The sequence below is a fragment of the Acidaminococcus sp. BV3L6 genome, from assembly GCF_000468835.1.
Taxonomy (GTDB): Bacteria; Bacillota; Negativicutes; order Acidaminococcales; family Acidaminococcaceae; genus Acidaminococcus; species Acidaminococcus intestini.
In genome coordinates, this window is the sequence record NZ_AWUR01000040.1 from 65,939 (window position 1) to 80,499 (window position 14,561).

Annotated in this window: 12 protein-coding genes; 2 read left to right on the forward strand and 10 right to left on the reverse strand. The window is 50.2% G+C overall.

Translation table 11 applies throughout. The annotated features are described in order from the left end of the window. Nucleotides 1–166 precede the first annotated feature (166 nt). The 7 genes from HMPREF1246_RS07520 to HMPREF1246_RS07550 form a co-directional block, all read right to left on the reverse strand. Nucleotides 167–1,288, reverse strand: coding sequence for a M20/M25/M40 family metallo-hydrolase (locus tag HMPREF1246_RS07520; RefSeq protein WP_009015418.1), 1,122 nt, complete (start codon nt 1,286–1,288; stop codon nt 167–169). Between the two features lie 54 nt (nt 1,289–1,342). Continuing rightward, a complete protein-coding gene (locus HMPREF1246_RS07525) occupies nt 1,343–2,530 on the reverse strand; it encodes a M20 family metallopeptidase (RefSeq protein WP_035224586.1) in 1,188 nt (395 codons plus the stop codon). 64 nt (nt 2,531–2,594) lie between these two features. Then, nucleotides 2,595–3,434 carry a MetQ/NlpA family ABC transporter substrate-binding protein gene (locus HMPREF1246_RS07530; RefSeq protein WP_009015420.1) on the reverse strand — a complete coding sequence of 280 codons (840 nt, stop codon included), beginning with the start codon at nt 3,432–3,434 and terminating at the stop codon, nt 2,595–2,597. Between the two features lie 12 nt (nt 3,435–3,446). Next, nucleotides 3,447–4,109: a methionine ABC transporter permease gene (locus tag HMPREF1246_RS07535; protein WP_009015421.1), complete on the reverse strand. Its 663-nt coding sequence runs from the start codon at nt 4,107–4,109 to the stop codon at nt 3,447–3,449. Further along, complete coding sequence (locus tag HMPREF1246_RS07540; protein WP_009015422.1) at nt 4,109–5,131, reverse strand: methionine ABC transporter ATP-binding protein; 1,023 nt, start codon at nt 5,129–5,131, stop codon at nt 4,109–4,111. Before HMPREF1246_RS07540 ends, HMPREF1246_RS07535 begins: the two co-directional genes overlap by 1 nt. Nucleotides 5,132–5,773: 642 nt before the next feature. Continuing rightward, complete coding sequence (locus tag HMPREF1246_RS07545) at nt 5,774–6,196, reverse strand: flavodoxin (RefSeq protein ID WP_009015423.1); 423 nt, start codon at nt 6,194–6,196, stop codon at nt 5,774–5,776. A gap of 53 nt (nt 6,197–6,249) precedes the next feature. After that, nucleotides 6,250–6,813 carry a DUF3793 family protein gene (locus HMPREF1246_RS07550; RefSeq protein WP_009015424.1) on the reverse strand — a complete coding sequence of 188 codons (564 nt, stop codon included), beginning with the start codon at nt 6,811–6,813 and terminating at the stop codon, nt 6,250–6,252. Nucleotides 6,814–7,208: 395 nt separating this feature from the next. On the opposite strand from HMPREF1246_RS07550, the gene HMPREF1246_RS07555 reads away from it, so the two are divergent. Then, nucleotides 7,209–8,585 (forward strand): cation:dicarboxylate symporter family transporter, encoded by a 1,377-nt coding sequence (locus HMPREF1246_RS07555; protein WP_009015425.1) that lies wholly within the window; start codon nt 7,209–7,211, stop codon nt 8,583–8,585. 640 nt (nt 8,586–9,225) lie between these two features. On the opposite strand, the gene HMPREF1246_RS07560 is transcribed toward HMPREF1246_RS07555, so the two are convergent. From HMPREF1246_RS07560 to HMPREF1246_RS07570, 3 genes are all read right to left on the reverse strand, one after another. Beyond that, the gene (locus HMPREF1246_RS07560) at nt 9,226–10,644 is read right to left on the reverse strand and encodes a membrane protein (RefSeq protein WP_009015426.1); all 1,419 of its coding nucleotides are present in this window, start codon (nt 10,642–10,644) and stop codon (nt 9,226–9,228) included. A 226-nt stretch (nt 10,645–10,870) separates the two neighbouring features. Beyond that, a complete protein-coding gene (locus tag HMPREF1246_RS07565) occupies nt 10,871–12,046 on the reverse strand; it encodes a M20 family metallopeptidase (protein ID WP_021737135.1) in 1,176 nt (391 codons plus the stop codon). Nucleotides 12,047–12,175: 129 nt separating this feature from the next. Further along, entirely contained in the window at nt 12,176–13,486 is a 1,311-nt protein-coding gene (locus tag HMPREF1246_RS07570; protein ID WP_021737153.1) for a serine dehydratase subunit alpha family protein, read from the reverse strand. 216 nt (nt 13,487–13,702) lie between these two features. Between HMPREF1246_RS07570 and HMPREF1246_RS07575 the strand changes: the two genes are divergently transcribed. Then, nucleotides 13,703–14,326, forward strand: a complete 624-nt coding sequence (locus tag HMPREF1246_RS07575; protein WP_016459923.1) for a GntR family transcriptional regulator — start codon at nt 13,703–13,705, stop codon at nt 14,324–14,326. Nucleotides 14,327–14,561: the final 235 nt, after the last annotated feature.

Genomic DNA, 14,561 nt, shown 5'->3' on the forward strand with positions numbered 1-14,561 from the left:
CTCTTTGCGCACATCTTCTGACGTTATCTCCACATCACTGGTTTCTGATAGGGTTATTTAATTGATGGTGTCATCATACGCCCTGTTTTCCTTCTTGTCAACAAAAAAAGCAAAAACAACGAGAATCGGAGCGCACCTTGTTACACCCTGTATCATTCGTTACAATTTAGATATCAAGGATAAAGGACGCGAGCTGTTTGAGGCCCGGCGCAAGGCTCGATAGATCCAGTTCCTCATCCAAGGTATGGACGCCTTTTTCGTGGCCCACACCAAAGGCCATGGCCGGCAGTCCTCGGGAAAGGGCAATGTTGGCATCGGTCGAACTTGCCGCCCATTTCGTCATTTTTCCTTCCCGGCGGCGGATGCGCATGATCCGTTCGTAGATTTCATCCCGAAGGGGCCCGTCACCACAGGGGCGCTTGCCCAGGAGCAGGGTTTCAAGAGTGACGTCCGTTGCCTCATGACGCTTCAGGATGTCCATAAAGGCTGCGTCCAACTTTTGGAGTTCCGTCATGGAAACAGAGCGCATATCGACGGTAAATTCCACATCCGCCGCAATGGCATTGACCGTGCGTCCCCCTTGGATGGTACCCACGTTATACGTTGTCTTCGGCGTATGGGGAACGCGCAGGCCATAGAATTCCTCAATAATGGCACTTGCTGCTGCAATTGCGTTCTTCTCACCAAAATTGGCAAAGCTATGACCGCCGGGCGTCACGACATGGACGGCATAGCGATGGGAGCCGACGGCTTCATTGACAAAGCGTTCACTATCTCCATCAACGGCAATGAAAGCGCGGATCTTCTCCTGCCAGGTTTCCATCAGATGATGGGCACCTCGAAGATTGCCCAAGCCTTCCTCCCCAACGTTGAAACAAAAGATGGCAGGAACCTGCAGCTTAAGCTCATGGAACATCCTGATGAGAAAAAGGAGGGCCGCCACATTGGAACTATTATCGCCGATGGAGGGGGCCTTCATGATATGACCGTCGATTTCAGGCACAATCTCATCTACGCCTTCAAAGACCGTATCCATATGAGCTGTGTAGAGAAGGGGTTTTTCCTTGGCTTTTTCCAGCTGGTAGGGATAGACCACATTCCCAACCGCATCGAGATGGGCAGTCTCTGCCCCCATGTCCTTCAACGTCTTGAGGATAAAGGCTGCCTTTTTTGCTTCGTTTCCCGTCGGTGACGGCAGGGACGCGATCGCAAAAAGAAGACTGACATAATCCGCTTGATGGGCATCAATATAGGCATCGATCTTGTTTTTCAGTTTCAGGTCTTCCATGATTCCACCTCTGGTTTTTCTTTTTATTATATCATGAAAGTCGGCCGCCTCCTACTAGATGGCAGTCCCATCAAGCTTTCTGCCATACTCATCCACATACTCCAGAAAATAGGCCACACCTAGGGGCAGGGCCCGTTCATCAATATCAAACTGAGGGTTGTGCTGAGCTTTGCGCCTCTTTTCATCCTCAAACCCACCACCTAGGCAAAGCATCGCCTTAGGCGCGTCATATTTGGCAAAATCCTCACCGCCCATCCGAGGTTCTTCCGTAATGACCTTGTCCCGCCCAAAGATTGCAGCCGCTGCCGCAAGACCTGTCTGCGTGACAGACGGATCGTTCACCATGACCGGCGTTCCATAATGATAACAAGCTTCAATGGTCGTACGTGTCGCCTCCCCGATTCCACGGGCGAGCCGTTCCAGCTGCTTAGGGAAACGTTCCCTAAGAGTAGGGCTGAAGGTACGGCAGGTTCCCATAAGACGGGCCGTTTCGGGGATGACATTACTCGTCTCACCGCTTTGGAAAGACGTAATGCCAATGACGGCAGCATCAAGGGCCTTGGTTTCCCTGCTCACCAAGGTCTGGACAGCATTATAGTAGGCAACACCAGCCGCTATAGGGGCTATGGCTTCTTCCGGATGGGCCCCATGACCACCCCTGCCTTTGATGAAAATATCGAAGGTATCGGACGCCGCCATGATGGGTCCTTCCTGAAGATTAGCCATCCCATAGGGCAGCATGCCTTGGATATGGATGGCAATCATGCGGGTAATCGCTTTTACAAGAGGATCCTCTTTCATATGAAGGGCGCCGCTGTCGGCGATATATTCCTCGGCTGGCTGAAAGAGGAACCGCACGGTCAGGGGAAGGTCATCCTTTTTTTCCGCAAGGAGACGGGCCGTCACAAGGAGCATGGCAATATGCGTATCATGACCGCAGGCGTGCATGCATCCTTGATTTTGCGACACGTAAGGCGGATGGGCGGCTTCCGTTAGGGGGAGGGCGTCAATATCAGCCCTGATGCCAAGGACGACATCCTTGTTCCTTGCGCCTTCTAGCGTGGCAATCACCCCGGTTCCTGTTGAAACGACGGCAGGAATCCCCCATTTATCCAGATATTCGAGGATTTTTTGCTGTGTCCGCCTTTCTTTCCAAGATAGTTCCGGATGGGCATGAAAGTCACGTCGCAGGGTGACGAGTTCCTTAAAGGCCTGTTGGGCCCGGCTTAGGTTCGCATTCATAGGAAGGCTTCCTTTCCCTAAAAAAGAGGCCATTGCCTGCGCAACAGCCTCCTTCATCTTTTCTTTATTTCTTTTCATTGTTCGGGTCAAACCACAGTCCCGTATTGTTCTTCTTCATATATTCAGCAAATTCTGGGGACTTGTAGGCTGCAGCAATGTCCTTAGCCCACTGGGCATCTTTGTTCTTGTCGCTCACAACGAGCTGGAGCAGGAGGTGCGGCAGGATGGTTTCCTTCAAAAGGGCCGTACTGGGATCGATTTTGGCATTATAGACGATGGACCCGGTGATGACAATATAGGCAAAATCAGTACGGACGGAAGGAATATTGAGGGATTTCATTTCCGTAAATTTCAGGTGATGGGGATTTTCCACAATATCCTGCTGGGTGACCGTCGCAAGATCCTTTTTCGGATCCAATTTGATCCAGCCGGCCTTCTGGAGCAGGGCATAGGCACGGGCCGTATTGGAAGCGTCATTAGGGACCGCAATGGTATCTCCATCCGCAACCTGGTCAAGGCTTGTCTTACTGCCTGCGTAGATTCCAGCCGGCACCGTCGGGATTGGGGTCAGGGCAACAAGATGACCCCCCTGCTTCTTATTGAAGTTTTCCATATAAGCCGTATGCTGCTCGACATTAAAGTCCACTTCCCCTTCATTGAGGGCGATATCCGCCTGGAGCAGGTCACTCATATCCTTGCCCGTAATCTTATAGCCTTTTTTCTCCAAGATGGGCTTGACCCCTTTTTCAAAAAGGTCGCTGTACGGTCCCTGGGATTTACTGAAGGTCAGTTCCTTCTTATCCGCGGCTTGTTTCTTATCGCTGCCGCAGCCTGCGGCCAGACCGGCAAAGACAAGGACGGCAAGGGCTGCACCCAGCGTTTTTTTCCACTTCGTAAGATTCATGATGATTCCTCCCTATTCATGATTTCTTGATTTAAAGGCAAAATGGTTGCCCACGGTTTGGATGATCTGCACAAAGATAATGAGGATGACTACCGTTAGAAACATGAGCGGTGTATTCATCCGTTCATAGCCATACGTCAAGGCCAGATCCCCGACGCCGCCGGCTCCAATTGCACCGGCCATGGCCGTGGCCCCTAAAAGGCCGATTGTCCCTGTCGTAATGGAAAGGATGAGGGATCCTTTTGCTTCCGGCAGGAGAAAATACCAAATGATTTCAAAATAGGATGCTCCCATCGCCTGAGCGGCTTCAATGATGCCTCGATCGACATCAAGCAGGGAGTTTTCAAAAAGACGCGTGAGATAAGGTGCAATGAAGATGACAAGAGGCACCAAAGCAGCTGTTGTCCCAATCCTTGTTCCAACAACCATCTTGGTCAGGGGCATGATAAAGACCATGAGGATGATGAACGGAACGGAACGAACCGTGTTGATGATCGTATTGAGGATCCCATAGATGAAACGGTTCGGCAGGATGCTGTCGCTTCTTGTAAGTACCAGGGCAAAAGCCATGATCATGGCAAGGACTGTGCCGGCAGCAAGCGATACAAAAACCATGTAGGCAGTCTGTTTGGCTGCCAGGATCAGCTGCGCATTGGAAACGCCAAGTTCCGGCATTACGCATCAACCTCCTTCCAACTAAGACCATGCTCATCAAAATATGCCTTGGCTTTTGGGACGCCATCATGTTCGTTGATGACTTCAATGATAAACAGTCCCAATGCCTCCCCCTGCAGTTCACAGACATTGGCAAAAAGGATATTGGTTTCAACGCCCAGATCATGATTGAGATGATAAAATAGGTTTTCCGCTGCTTCGTCCCCTAGGAAGCGAACCCGGAGAAGCTGGTAGGGCCTTGATTCAGCCTTTAGTTTTTCAAGAACGGACTGCGGCACTTCATTGGGGATGACCGTCTTTACAAAACGTTTCGTGATTTCTTTCTGGGGATCGCTGAAAACATCCAGAACAGATCCCTGCTCCACGACGCGCCCTAATTCCATAACAGCCACCCGATTGCAGATCTTTTGGATGACGTCGATTTCGTGGGTGACGATAAGGATCGTAATGCCCAGCTCCTTATTGATGCGTTTTAGGAGCTGCAGGATCTGCTCCGTTGCCACGGGATCCAAGGCACTTGTCGCTTCATCGCACAAGAGAATGGATGGGTTCGTCGAAAGCGCCCTCGCAATACCCACACGCTGTTTCTGCCCGCCTGAAAGCTGACTGGGATAGGCATCCTTCTTGTCAGAAAGACCCACAAACTGGAGCAGTGTCGTTACGGTCCGCTCCATCTGCACCGCATCAGTTTTGTTGAGAATCAGGGGCAGGGCGACATTTTCATAGACGGTTCGGCTTTCCAACAGATTGAACTGCTGGAAAACCATGCCGATTTTCTTTCTCATGCGCCGCAGTTCATCATGGCTTTGCGCCAAGATATTGACGCCATTGATGAGAACTTCCCCCTCTGTGGGATCCTCCAAGCGGTTCACCATGCGCAGGAGCGTCGATTTCCCGGCGCCGCTGAATCCAATGACACCAAAGATATCCCCATCTGCAATGGAAAGGTTCACATCCTGAAGGGCATCTATCATGCCTGATGCTGAGGAAAAGCGTTTGCTAAGATGCTTGAATTCAATCATGGGTTCCTCTCTCCTTCCTGATGATGATTGGTGGGGGGGGACAGACAAAACCGCCCCAGCGTTCCGCTGCTTTTTTCTTTTGGATAAACACGGCAAATTCCCTCTTTTCCCCAAAAAAGAAAACCCCCGCCTCCTAAGAGACGACGGTTCGTGGTTCCACTCTCATTCACTGGGAAAGGTCCCAGTCTTACGTCCTTGGTAACGGGGCGGGCCCCGTGACAGCCTACTGTTTGTTTCAGCCATCCAGCTCGCGGAGGCATTCCCACAAGAACTGGATCCGAACCTGCTTGCACCGGTGTGCAGGTCTCTCTAGCGGCCATTTCCTATGGTACTTGTTCCGTTCCTTGCCTTTCACAATATGTGCATATCATACTATTAAACTATGTATTTGTCAACAAGTCAGCAATCTTTTACCGAAAAAACTTTGAGTTCTATGTTGATACAATAACAGATGGATTATATCACATATTTATCATTTTGTGTAATATTATTATTGATATGATTTTTAATCTACCAGAAGGATGGCAAGTCTTTGGCATACAAGAAAAGACCTGGAACGAAGAGAGGTACGTTCCAGATCTTAAGGTGCCTTAAAAAGGCTGTACAGGGGAGATCAATCTATGACAAGCTTAGGGGAAAGGCTCATGCCAGAACTTTCCCAAGCTCCTTACACTGTGTTAGGCCAGCATCATCAGGGGATCCGTTGAGGATCAAGGGATCGGCGGCAAGCGTAGCTCCGCTTGCGACAGCATCATCTTTCCAGTAGTCCATCCATTCACCGGTGCCCCACCCGTAAGAGCCAAAAAGAACGATGGATTTACCGGACAGTTTTCCTTTGACATCATCCCACATCGGCTGGAATTCACTTTCTTCAAGAACTTCGCTTCCCATGGCGGGACAGCCAAAGGCAAGGCCATCATAGGTACTGGGATCAAGGCTTGCAGCTTCCGTGGCTGTCATGACAGAAACATCAGCACCCGCTTCTTTCATGCCTTCGGCAACAGCGTTGGCCATTGCTTCCGTATTGCCCGTTCCGCTCCAATAAATTACAGCTGTTTTTTTCATGTCAATCGTCCTTTCGCAAATTCTGAGGTATCAAAAATGGTCCCATGGGAAACTTACGCTACAAGAAGCCGTTCCAGCGGGCTGCCTTGGGCATAACATTCACAATAAACACGGGTACATTTCTGGCATTTTTCAAAAAAGTGCCGTGCCCGGGCGGGGTTGGTGTAAGCTTTCCAACAGCCCGAGCAGAGGCCTTTTTCCTTGGGAGAAGCCATGTACGCCTTCACATCATCCAGGGGATAATCAAGGAGAACTCCAATTTCATGGGGGAAGGAAGCCCGCTTTGCGAGTCGTAAGGAAATCTCGGTTAGGTGATCCTGCCAGTGGGAACCGGTATAGCCCAAAGAGCTGAAAAATTCCGGCACCCCATCCTCCTTCATGATGCGGTCAAGGTGACAGGGACGATATACGAACAGAAGGCCGCTTCGCTTTACCATGTCAAAGCTCAGCATTTCGAGGAAAAGGTTCCTTTTCGCCAGCCGTATGGCAATCCGGCTGATCAAAGCAAAGGGGCTGACCAAAGGCGGAAAGACAAAGCGGAAGAGACTTGCCGCTTTGAGTCCAGCCAATGTCGGCGCACACTGCCGAACAAGTTCCATCTCCAAAAGGCGCTCCATACGTACCTCCCGATCCGCCCGTCCCGCTTCGTTCCAGGGGAGTGAAAACGAAGCGGAAGTCAGCGGAAAATAAGTTGTAATTAGTTCAAACTAACCAATACACATGAAAGAAAAGAGGGTTAAAAGAACTGTGTTGAACTGTTGGTTAGTCTTTACTAACTGTGCATAGTATAACATGAGTCTTTTCCCTTTGCAACCCCTTTTTTAAAAAAATCCATTTCTTTTAAAAAGTCTGTTTTTCCCGTTCTTATCCTATTTTTTATGGACTGCCCCTGCTGCAGTCTTTGTAAGATGATCTTTTGATGAGTTATTATTGACAAACTCACTGTCTGTGGGTATACTCTCAAATTAATTCATACTTACGCAGTATATTTTATGCAGAAAGGACGTACATTATGGAACTTCACTTTTTCAAGGAATTTCTCATGATCAGTCACCCCACCACCGTTTTTCTTCTCCTCGTTTTTCTTTTGATTCTCGCCATGATCCATCATTTGGAGAAAAAAGGCACCTCTTTTGGAAAACTCGTGACCATTGGCACCGTATCAGGTGCCCTCCTAGGGATTTTTATTCAGGTCCTCGCCGGATTTCCGGACGCTCCAACAAAAGTGGTCTTTATTAAGGAGGCCACCAAATGGTATTCCCTTGTCGGCGGCGGGTTCATCGACCTCATCCGTATGCTTGTTGTCCCCTTGGTCCTTACTTCCATCATCCACGTCATCCTTCATATGAATGAAGGAACAAACCTCAAGAAACTCGTTGGCGCCATGCTTGCCACAAACCTCGGTATGGTAGCCCTTGCGGCCATCGTTGGACTGTCCCTGGGCAGCCTCTTTGGTCTCGGTGCCGGCTCAAGCGCTGTAGAAGGCGCCAGCAAGATGCGTGACGTAAAGCCTGTCGTCGATACGTTCCGGGCCCTGATTCCGATGAATCCGGTCAAGGCCATGGCCGATACGAATGTCATTGCCGTCGTCATCTTTGGCGTTGTCATTGGCGGCATTGCCCAGCTCATCAAGAAAACCGGCACAAACAGCCTGGAGGCCTTTACAAAGCTCTTTGACGAGCTCCACCTCATCATGGGATGGGCCTGTGATTTTATCATTGGCCTCATGCCTTATGGCGTGGTTGCCCTGCTGGCAAATACCCTTGCCACAAGAGGCCTTAAAGCAGTCATGGATATGGGCCTTTTCATCCTCCTGCTGTATCTGGGCCTTGCCATTATGTTTGCTGCAGAAGCGCTCCTGCTCACCGTTTTTGGGGTAAACCCTCTCACCTATTTCAAGAAAGCCAAAAGTCCCCTTGTCCTTGCCTTTACTTCCCGTTCTTCCATGGGCGTCCTGCCCCTTACGGTCGAAACCCTCACCCATCGTCTTGGCGTTTCAACAACGACGGCCAATACGGTAGCAAGTTTTGGGACAACGGCAGGAATGCAGGGCTGTGCAGGGGTCTTCCCCGGCCTGGTTGTGGTCTACATTGCCAATGTATCCGGTATTCCTTTTGACCTGACCTTATTTATCATGAGCATAGTGGTTATTGCCTTAGGGTCCATCGGCATTGCGGGTGTTCCCGGTACAGCGACCATGGCCGCTTCCGTCTCCCTCAGTGGGACTGGTCTTGGCGCCTACTTCTCCTCCATCTCCCCCGTCCTTGCCATTGATCCGATCATCGATATGGGCCGTACCATGCTGAACGTATCCGGATCCATGACAAACGCCATTGTCGTGGATAAGATCATGGGAACCTTTGACGAAGAAGCCTTCAAAAAAGAATAAGGTAGGATCAAAAAGCCTCTGCCGCAATGGCAGGGGCTTTTTTGTTGGATGACTGTCCAAGGGCAGGCAGAATGCAGGCTGTGGTACTGGGCTGCTAAAGCCTTACAAAACGACTGCCTAAGACAAGGCTCTGCAGTCAAGCAAGGGACGGTAAGGCGCGGTGCCTGACCGTGTCCTCCGGACAGGGCGCCGAATAGATTTTCGATAACACGGTCCGTGAGCCGAATCACTTTGACGGGGTCTTGCGATTAGCGGTTTTGGACCATCGAAAGATATTCCTCGCTGACCGCTCATATGGAAACGCCAGGCAAAAACTATCCGTCTTATCCCCCACCGAAAGGGCAGGCTTGCTTCATTTTGATGAGGCAACGTACGCCTTTCGGGTTCCCGCCTTGGTCAGGCGAAACGGCATTTTCCGCCCGAGGGACAAAACACGGAGGAAAACCATAACGTAAGCCCTGAACTTAGACGCAAATCCAAGGCTTTTTACGTGCAGGAAGCTGATTCATAAGGAATTTAACAAGAGAGGGCTGCTGCTATGAAAGATCGGCGCGATCTGTGCGCCGAGTAAAAAATAAGAAATGCCCCTTACCAAATGCGCGTTGTGCATTCGGTAAGGGGTATTGCGATTGCAATTTTCTTACAGCGGAAGTTTGTGGATGATAATGGAGAAGATGACCATGATGAAGGTAGCAAGAGGCTGCGTAGCCCCATAAGAAACAGCTGGTTCATCACACTCCAAGGCATCAACAGCAGCGCCAAGGCCCGGGGCACTCGTCATGCCGCCCGTAATGGCACCGGAAAGCAGGGTCCAATTGATACGGAAAACATAATGACCCAATAGGAAGCCGGCAAGAATGGAAATGAGGGCAACCAGGGCGGAAATGATAGCCACCATATAGCCATCACCCGTTACAGCATCAACGACACGGAACCCATAGTTGAGGCCCGTTCCGGCAAGAAAGACAGACAGGAAATACGTGCGCATCTTACCAAGGACAGTGCTGTTCATACGGAAATGGATAGGACCAAGCTGACCCAGTGCGCCCAAGGCCAAGGCCACAAGGATAGCGCCGCCCGTCGCGCCGAGGGAGAACCAGCCCAAAGGTCCCATGTAGATGCGGATGGACCCGACCACATACCCTAGGAAGGCGGCAAGGGAAAAACCAATGAAATCCATGGCGACTTCCTGATGTTTTTCCGTCACAAGGCTTGCGTCATTCTTGATATCAAGCGCCTTTTGCGCAAAATACCGTTTCTTTTCGTCTTCGACATCAAGGCCAAAGATCTTCGGAATCAGGTTAATGGCAAGGATCAAGAAGAGAACCCCAAAAGGATAACCGATGGAGTGTCCCACGCCAACGCCGGCCTTTGCCTCCGTGACAAAGACTTCAACATCTTCTTGGGAAAGGGACTGGGTCCCTTCCAGCGTCAGCGGAGCCGGTGCGGATTCATGACGAAGCTTGGCATCACGGACGCGGGCGCTGTTGATGATGGCAATGATCTTTTTTCTGGCTGATTCCGGCTGGCTGCCAAATTCCATGCCCAATCGTCTAGCCTCGCTGTCAGACGACTCCGTAGCCGCAGCAAGACCCGTGGAACTTGTCAGGGCGCCCGTATAGGTCCCGGTCATCTGGAAAGGGCTCATATCCTGCAGGAGCTGGCTCGAACCATAGGAAGCAACAGCTCCGACAAAGGGAATGAAGATAGCGAGGATAACAAACTGCTTGCCAAATTTCGTCAAGGCATATTTCATATCACTGGCAGCAAGAAGACCCGTCCCCACAATAAAGACAAGAAGGGCCAGGTTCATAAGCGGACCGGGGATGACCTTTCCCTGCATGACAGCCATAGCAGAGGCAAAATAGCGGCTTTCTTTAGGAACGCCCGCTGCATATTGGGTCAGGAAATAGCCAATGACCAGACCAACAAACAAGGTTCCTGTAATGCCGAACTTGAATTTTCCAATCTTCAGTTCGCCAAAAAGGTTGCCCAAGGTCATGGTTAAAAATAAGAGGACCAAGGGATTAAAGAAAAATGCGACAAAATTGAAGTCCATACTGTACCCCCTCGATTGAGAAAAATAATAAAATATGAGTTTTTCTCGAAATTTTTTTATATTATACTGAAAAGCTCATGATTCGGGCAAGACTTTTCCCATGAACATTTTTTTATCCCCTATGAAAAGCTTTCAACGTTTTTATTTTTAGTATGAAATGAAAAAAAATCGGAGAAAAGGCAACAATTCCAGTTCCTTTCTCCGATTCACCGTAATCTTTGTAACGTTACTTTAGAAGTTCCTTCTCCCACTCCCGTACATATTCAGCAAAATATTCAACGCCCAATAAAAGAGCCCTTTCATCGATATCATAGTGGGGACTGTGCTGCGGATAGCGCCGCGACGCGTCAGCAAAGCCACCGCCTAAAAGGAGCAGGGCTTTAGGGTTATCATATTTGGCAAAGTCCTCGCCGCCCATCTGCAATTCCCAATCAACGACATGATCCTTGCCAAAAACCGTCTCACAGGCTCTGCGTCCTGTATCCACACAGGCTGCATCGTTGATCGTGGGCGGCGGTCCAAAATGGTATTCCGTGCGAATCTTGGCCCTTGAGGTTTCCCCTACACCGCGGGCCACCCGTCTAAGGATGCCAGGATAGGCCTCGCGCAGTGTGGGGCTGAAGGTACGGGCTGTCCCCGATAGATGAGCCGATGCGGGAATGACATTGCTCGTTGTCCCAGCCTGAAAAGTGGTCACGGATAGGACGGCCGGTTCCAGAGGATTGACTTCACGGCTGACCACGGTCTGGAGTGCGTTCACAAATTCAGCTCCAGCCACAATGGGATCTATGGTCTGATGCGGCAGGGCGCCGTGACCACCCTTTCCTTCGATATAAACATCAAACGTATCCGCCGCGCTCATGACAGGTCCATAGCGCAGGGACGCTGTACCAACAGGGATCTTGCTCCAAATGTGGAGGGCAATGAGCCGTTCGCATTCCTTTACAAGCGGCTCATCCTTCATATATGTGGCACCGCTGTTGGCAATTTCTTCTTCCGCTGGCTGAAACAAAAAGCGCACCGTCACGGTCAGTTCGTCTTTCATGGCCGCAAGGACCTTAGCCGTGCCAAGGAGGATCGTAATATGCGTATCATGGCCGCAGGCATGCATAGTCCCTTCTTTTTCCGAGGCATAAGGGGCTCCGGTTTCTTCCTTGATGGGAAGGGCATCGATATCGGCACGGATGCCAATGATATGGTCTGACGAATGAGGCCCTTTAAGAGTAGCCACAAGACCGGACGTGGTCGATGGGACATAGGGAATACCTAATTCATCCAAATAAGCCATGATCTTTTTTTGTGTATTAAATTCTTTCCAAGATGGTTCGGGGTGGGCATGAAAATAGCGGCGCAGCTCCACAAGCTCGTCTTCCATGGCCCTTACTCGTTCCTTGATTTCCATAGAAAGCCCTCCTTTAGGGAAAAAATACCCCGTTCTTACCCCTTGGTATAGCCTATTTCCTAGTAAATTGCAAGGTATTTTTCATAAAAAAAGAAGGAGGCTCCTCTAAAGAAGCCTCCTCAGACCCTCTTAGCAAACGTAATCCTTAGGATCGATCTGACCGATCATGACATTGAGGATATCCGTATCGGTCCCCTTCATGCCAATTTTGCCGATGTATCCAATGTTGCGAATGGTATCCTCGATGTCCTTTTCAACAATGCCTTCCCCACCTTTAAAGACCCGGTCCTTCATGCTCATGGCATGGGCCATAAGCGCGGCCTGAAGGGAGGAAGCAATCTTGGCGGCACAGCTGGGTTTGGCCCCGTCACAAAGGATACCGCCCACATTGGCGAGGGTATTGGTGACGGTCATGGCCATTTTCCGGGCGTCCCCGCCCGTTGCCATAAAGGTAATGGCTGCACCGGCCCCGGTAGAAGCACTCACAGCGCCGCAGAAAGCGGAAAGAGGACCAATGTAGTGCTTGATATAAATGGAGACCAAGTTACTCACAATAAGGGCACGGAGCGTCTCGTCATGACTCTTCTTCCATGCCTCGGCATAGGTGATGACGGGCAGGGAAACCGTAATGCCTTGGTTCCCCGAACCGGAATTGATCACGACGGGTTTCGGGCAGCCGCTCATGCGGGCATCACTGCCGGCAGCCGCCCGAGCAACGGCCCGGAACTTAACATCACTGCCATAAGTTTCAAGGAGGGTCCTGCCCACCTCTGCGCCCCAGGCGCCTGTCAAGCCTTCGTCGCTGATTGCCGTGTTGTAAGTCATCTGAGTTTCAAGAAGCGCCTTCACCGCTTCAAGATCGACGGTTCTGGCATACTCAATGAGCCCCTGGAAGGTCATCCTGGTCCGGTCCCCTTTTCCCTTGCTTCCGGCACCTTGGGCCGTCCCCGTCCGGTCCAGGAGAACGCTTCCGTCCTGGACCATCTTCACGATGTTTGTATGGGTTCCGTCAATGATCACTTCCGCCATATGGTCCCGGCCATACAAAGTCACATCAATATAAAGATTGGCTACGCCTTCAGCCAGCGTCACTTCGCAGATATCCCTTTCGACCAGATTACGGCAGGCTTCTCGGTCCTCATCCGTCACACCGGCAATGACTTCGAGGGCCTTATCACTGTCACCGCCTACGATACCAAGGGCCGCCGCTGCAGGAATCCCTTTCTGACCGCCAGAATTGGGCACAGTGACGCCTTTTACGTTCTTAATGATATTCCCTGAGCAGTTCACAGTAAAACGCTCCAGATCGCCTTTAAAGAGGCTTTTCGCCTTCGCCGCGGCATAGGCAATCGCAATGGGTTCCGTGCAGCCCATTGCGGGGATCAGTTCTTCGTGCAGAATGATCGTATAATTGTTCATTTCTTCCTGTGTCAAGGTCATGATTGATTTCCCTCCCAAAAATCATCAGAGTAGTCGGATTATTATATTAGTAATCATATCACTGTTATGATTAATTGGGAAGCCCTTTTTGTAAAATCATGATCAAAACCAAATTGGAGGTTTAATTTATAGTGTTATAATATGAAATAAATCATTGTCAAATTATCCAAATTAGATTAAGATATAGGTATTATGTCAGGGAAGGAAGGTTCAGCCATGAAAGAACCGTCACTTAAGGAAAAAGTCAGAAATGCCATTTTAGAGGGAATTTTTTCAGGGGAATACCAACCAGGGGACATCCTCAATGAGAAAAGTCTCATCGAAAAATACGAATGCAGCAAATCGCCCGTCCGGGAAGCCCTGATGACCCTGTGTAACGAGCGCGTCCTTCGCAACATGCCTCGCTATGGCTACGAAGTCACGCGCCTTACGATGGACGATATCAACGAAATGCTGGAGTTCCGCCTCTACTTGGAGCACGGAATTGTGTCCCGTGTCATCAAAAGCCTTACGGAACCTCAAATTGCCGCGTTAGAACCTCTCAATGAACTATGCCTGCGTGACGATTTACCGCCCCGCAAACATTGGGAATGCAATATGGATTTCCACAAGGCCCTGCTTCGTCTGGGTCGTAACGCTTATGCCGATGAACAGCTGTCTTCCTGCATGAGCCGCATGAGCCGTGCCTATGCTCAGTTCCGCTGGGGAATGGACTCTGGTGTCCTGCATGTCAGCGATGACTGCAAACACCACAAGGATATCTTGAAGGCCCTCCGGGCCCATGATGCGGATGCTCTCTTCGAGGCCCTCGATAAGGACCTGCGTGATTTCAGCGTGTAAATATGAACCCCTGAGAAGAACCATGTAAGGGTCCTTCCCAGGGGGATTTCTTCCTGTAAGTAAGATAAGGAGGGTCAAGCTCGCGAGTGTATCTTTCACTGGTTTTCTCGTCTAAGATGCGCTTGCAGCTTGAAATACGCAGGGAAAAAGGCTGCACCCCTTTTTAATGTATGTTCTATCTAAGGGAATATGAACACGTGAGCGATCCGAAATTTATAGCAAACCTTTTTATGGG

What these genes read in the sequence shown, in the direction of transcription:
- HMPREF1246_RS07520 (WP_009015418.1), bottom strand. Translation starts at nt 1,288, where the DNA reads ATGGAAGACCTGAAACTGAAAAACAAGATCGATGCCTATATTGATGCC.
- HMPREF1246_RS07525 (WP_035224586.1), bottom strand. Translation starts at nt 2,530, where the DNA reads ATGAATGCGAACCTAAGCCGGGCCCAACAGGCCTTTAAGGAACTCGTC.
- HMPREF1246_RS07530 (WP_009015420.1), bottom strand. Translation starts at nt 3,434, where the DNA reads ATGAATCTTACGAAGTGGAAAAAAACGCTGGGTGCAGCCCTTGCCGTC.
- HMPREF1246_RS07535 (WP_009015421.1), bottom strand. Translation starts at nt 4,109, where the DNA reads ATGCCGGAACTTGGCGTTTCCAATGCGCAGCTGATCCTGGCAGCCAAA.
- HMPREF1246_RS07540 (WP_009015422.1), bottom strand. Translation starts at nt 5,131, where the DNA reads ATGATTGAATTCAAGCATCTTAGCAAACGCTTTTCCTCAGCATCAGGC.
- HMPREF1246_RS07545 (WP_009015423.1), bottom strand. Translation starts at nt 6,196, where the DNA reads ATGAAAAAAACAGCTGTAATTTATTGGAGCGGAACGGGCAATACGGAA.
- HMPREF1246_RS07550 (WP_009015424.1), bottom strand. Translation starts at nt 6,813, where the DNA reads ATGGAGCGCCTTTTGGAGATGGAACTTGTTCGGCAGTGTGCGCCGACA.
- HMPREF1246_RS07555 (WP_009015425.1), top strand. Translation starts at nt 7,209, where the DNA reads ATGGAACTTCACTTTTTCAAGGAATTTCTCATGATCAGTCACCCCACC.
- HMPREF1246_RS07560 (WP_009015426.1), bottom strand. Translation starts at nt 10,644, where the DNA reads ATGGACTTCAATTTTGTCGCATTTTTCTTTAATCCCTTGGTCCTCTTA.
- HMPREF1246_RS07565 (WP_021737135.1), bottom strand. Translation starts at nt 12,046, where the DNA reads ATGGAAATCAAGGAACGAGTAAGGGCCATGGAAGACGAGCTTGTGGAG.
- HMPREF1246_RS07570 (WP_021737153.1), bottom strand. Translation starts at nt 13,486, where the DNA reads ATGACCTTGACACAGGAAGAAATGAACAATTATACGATCATTCTGCAC.
- HMPREF1246_RS07575 (WP_016459923.1), top strand. Translation starts at nt 13,703, where the DNA reads ATGAAAGAACCGTCACTTAAGGAAAAAGTCAGAAATGCCATTTTAGAG.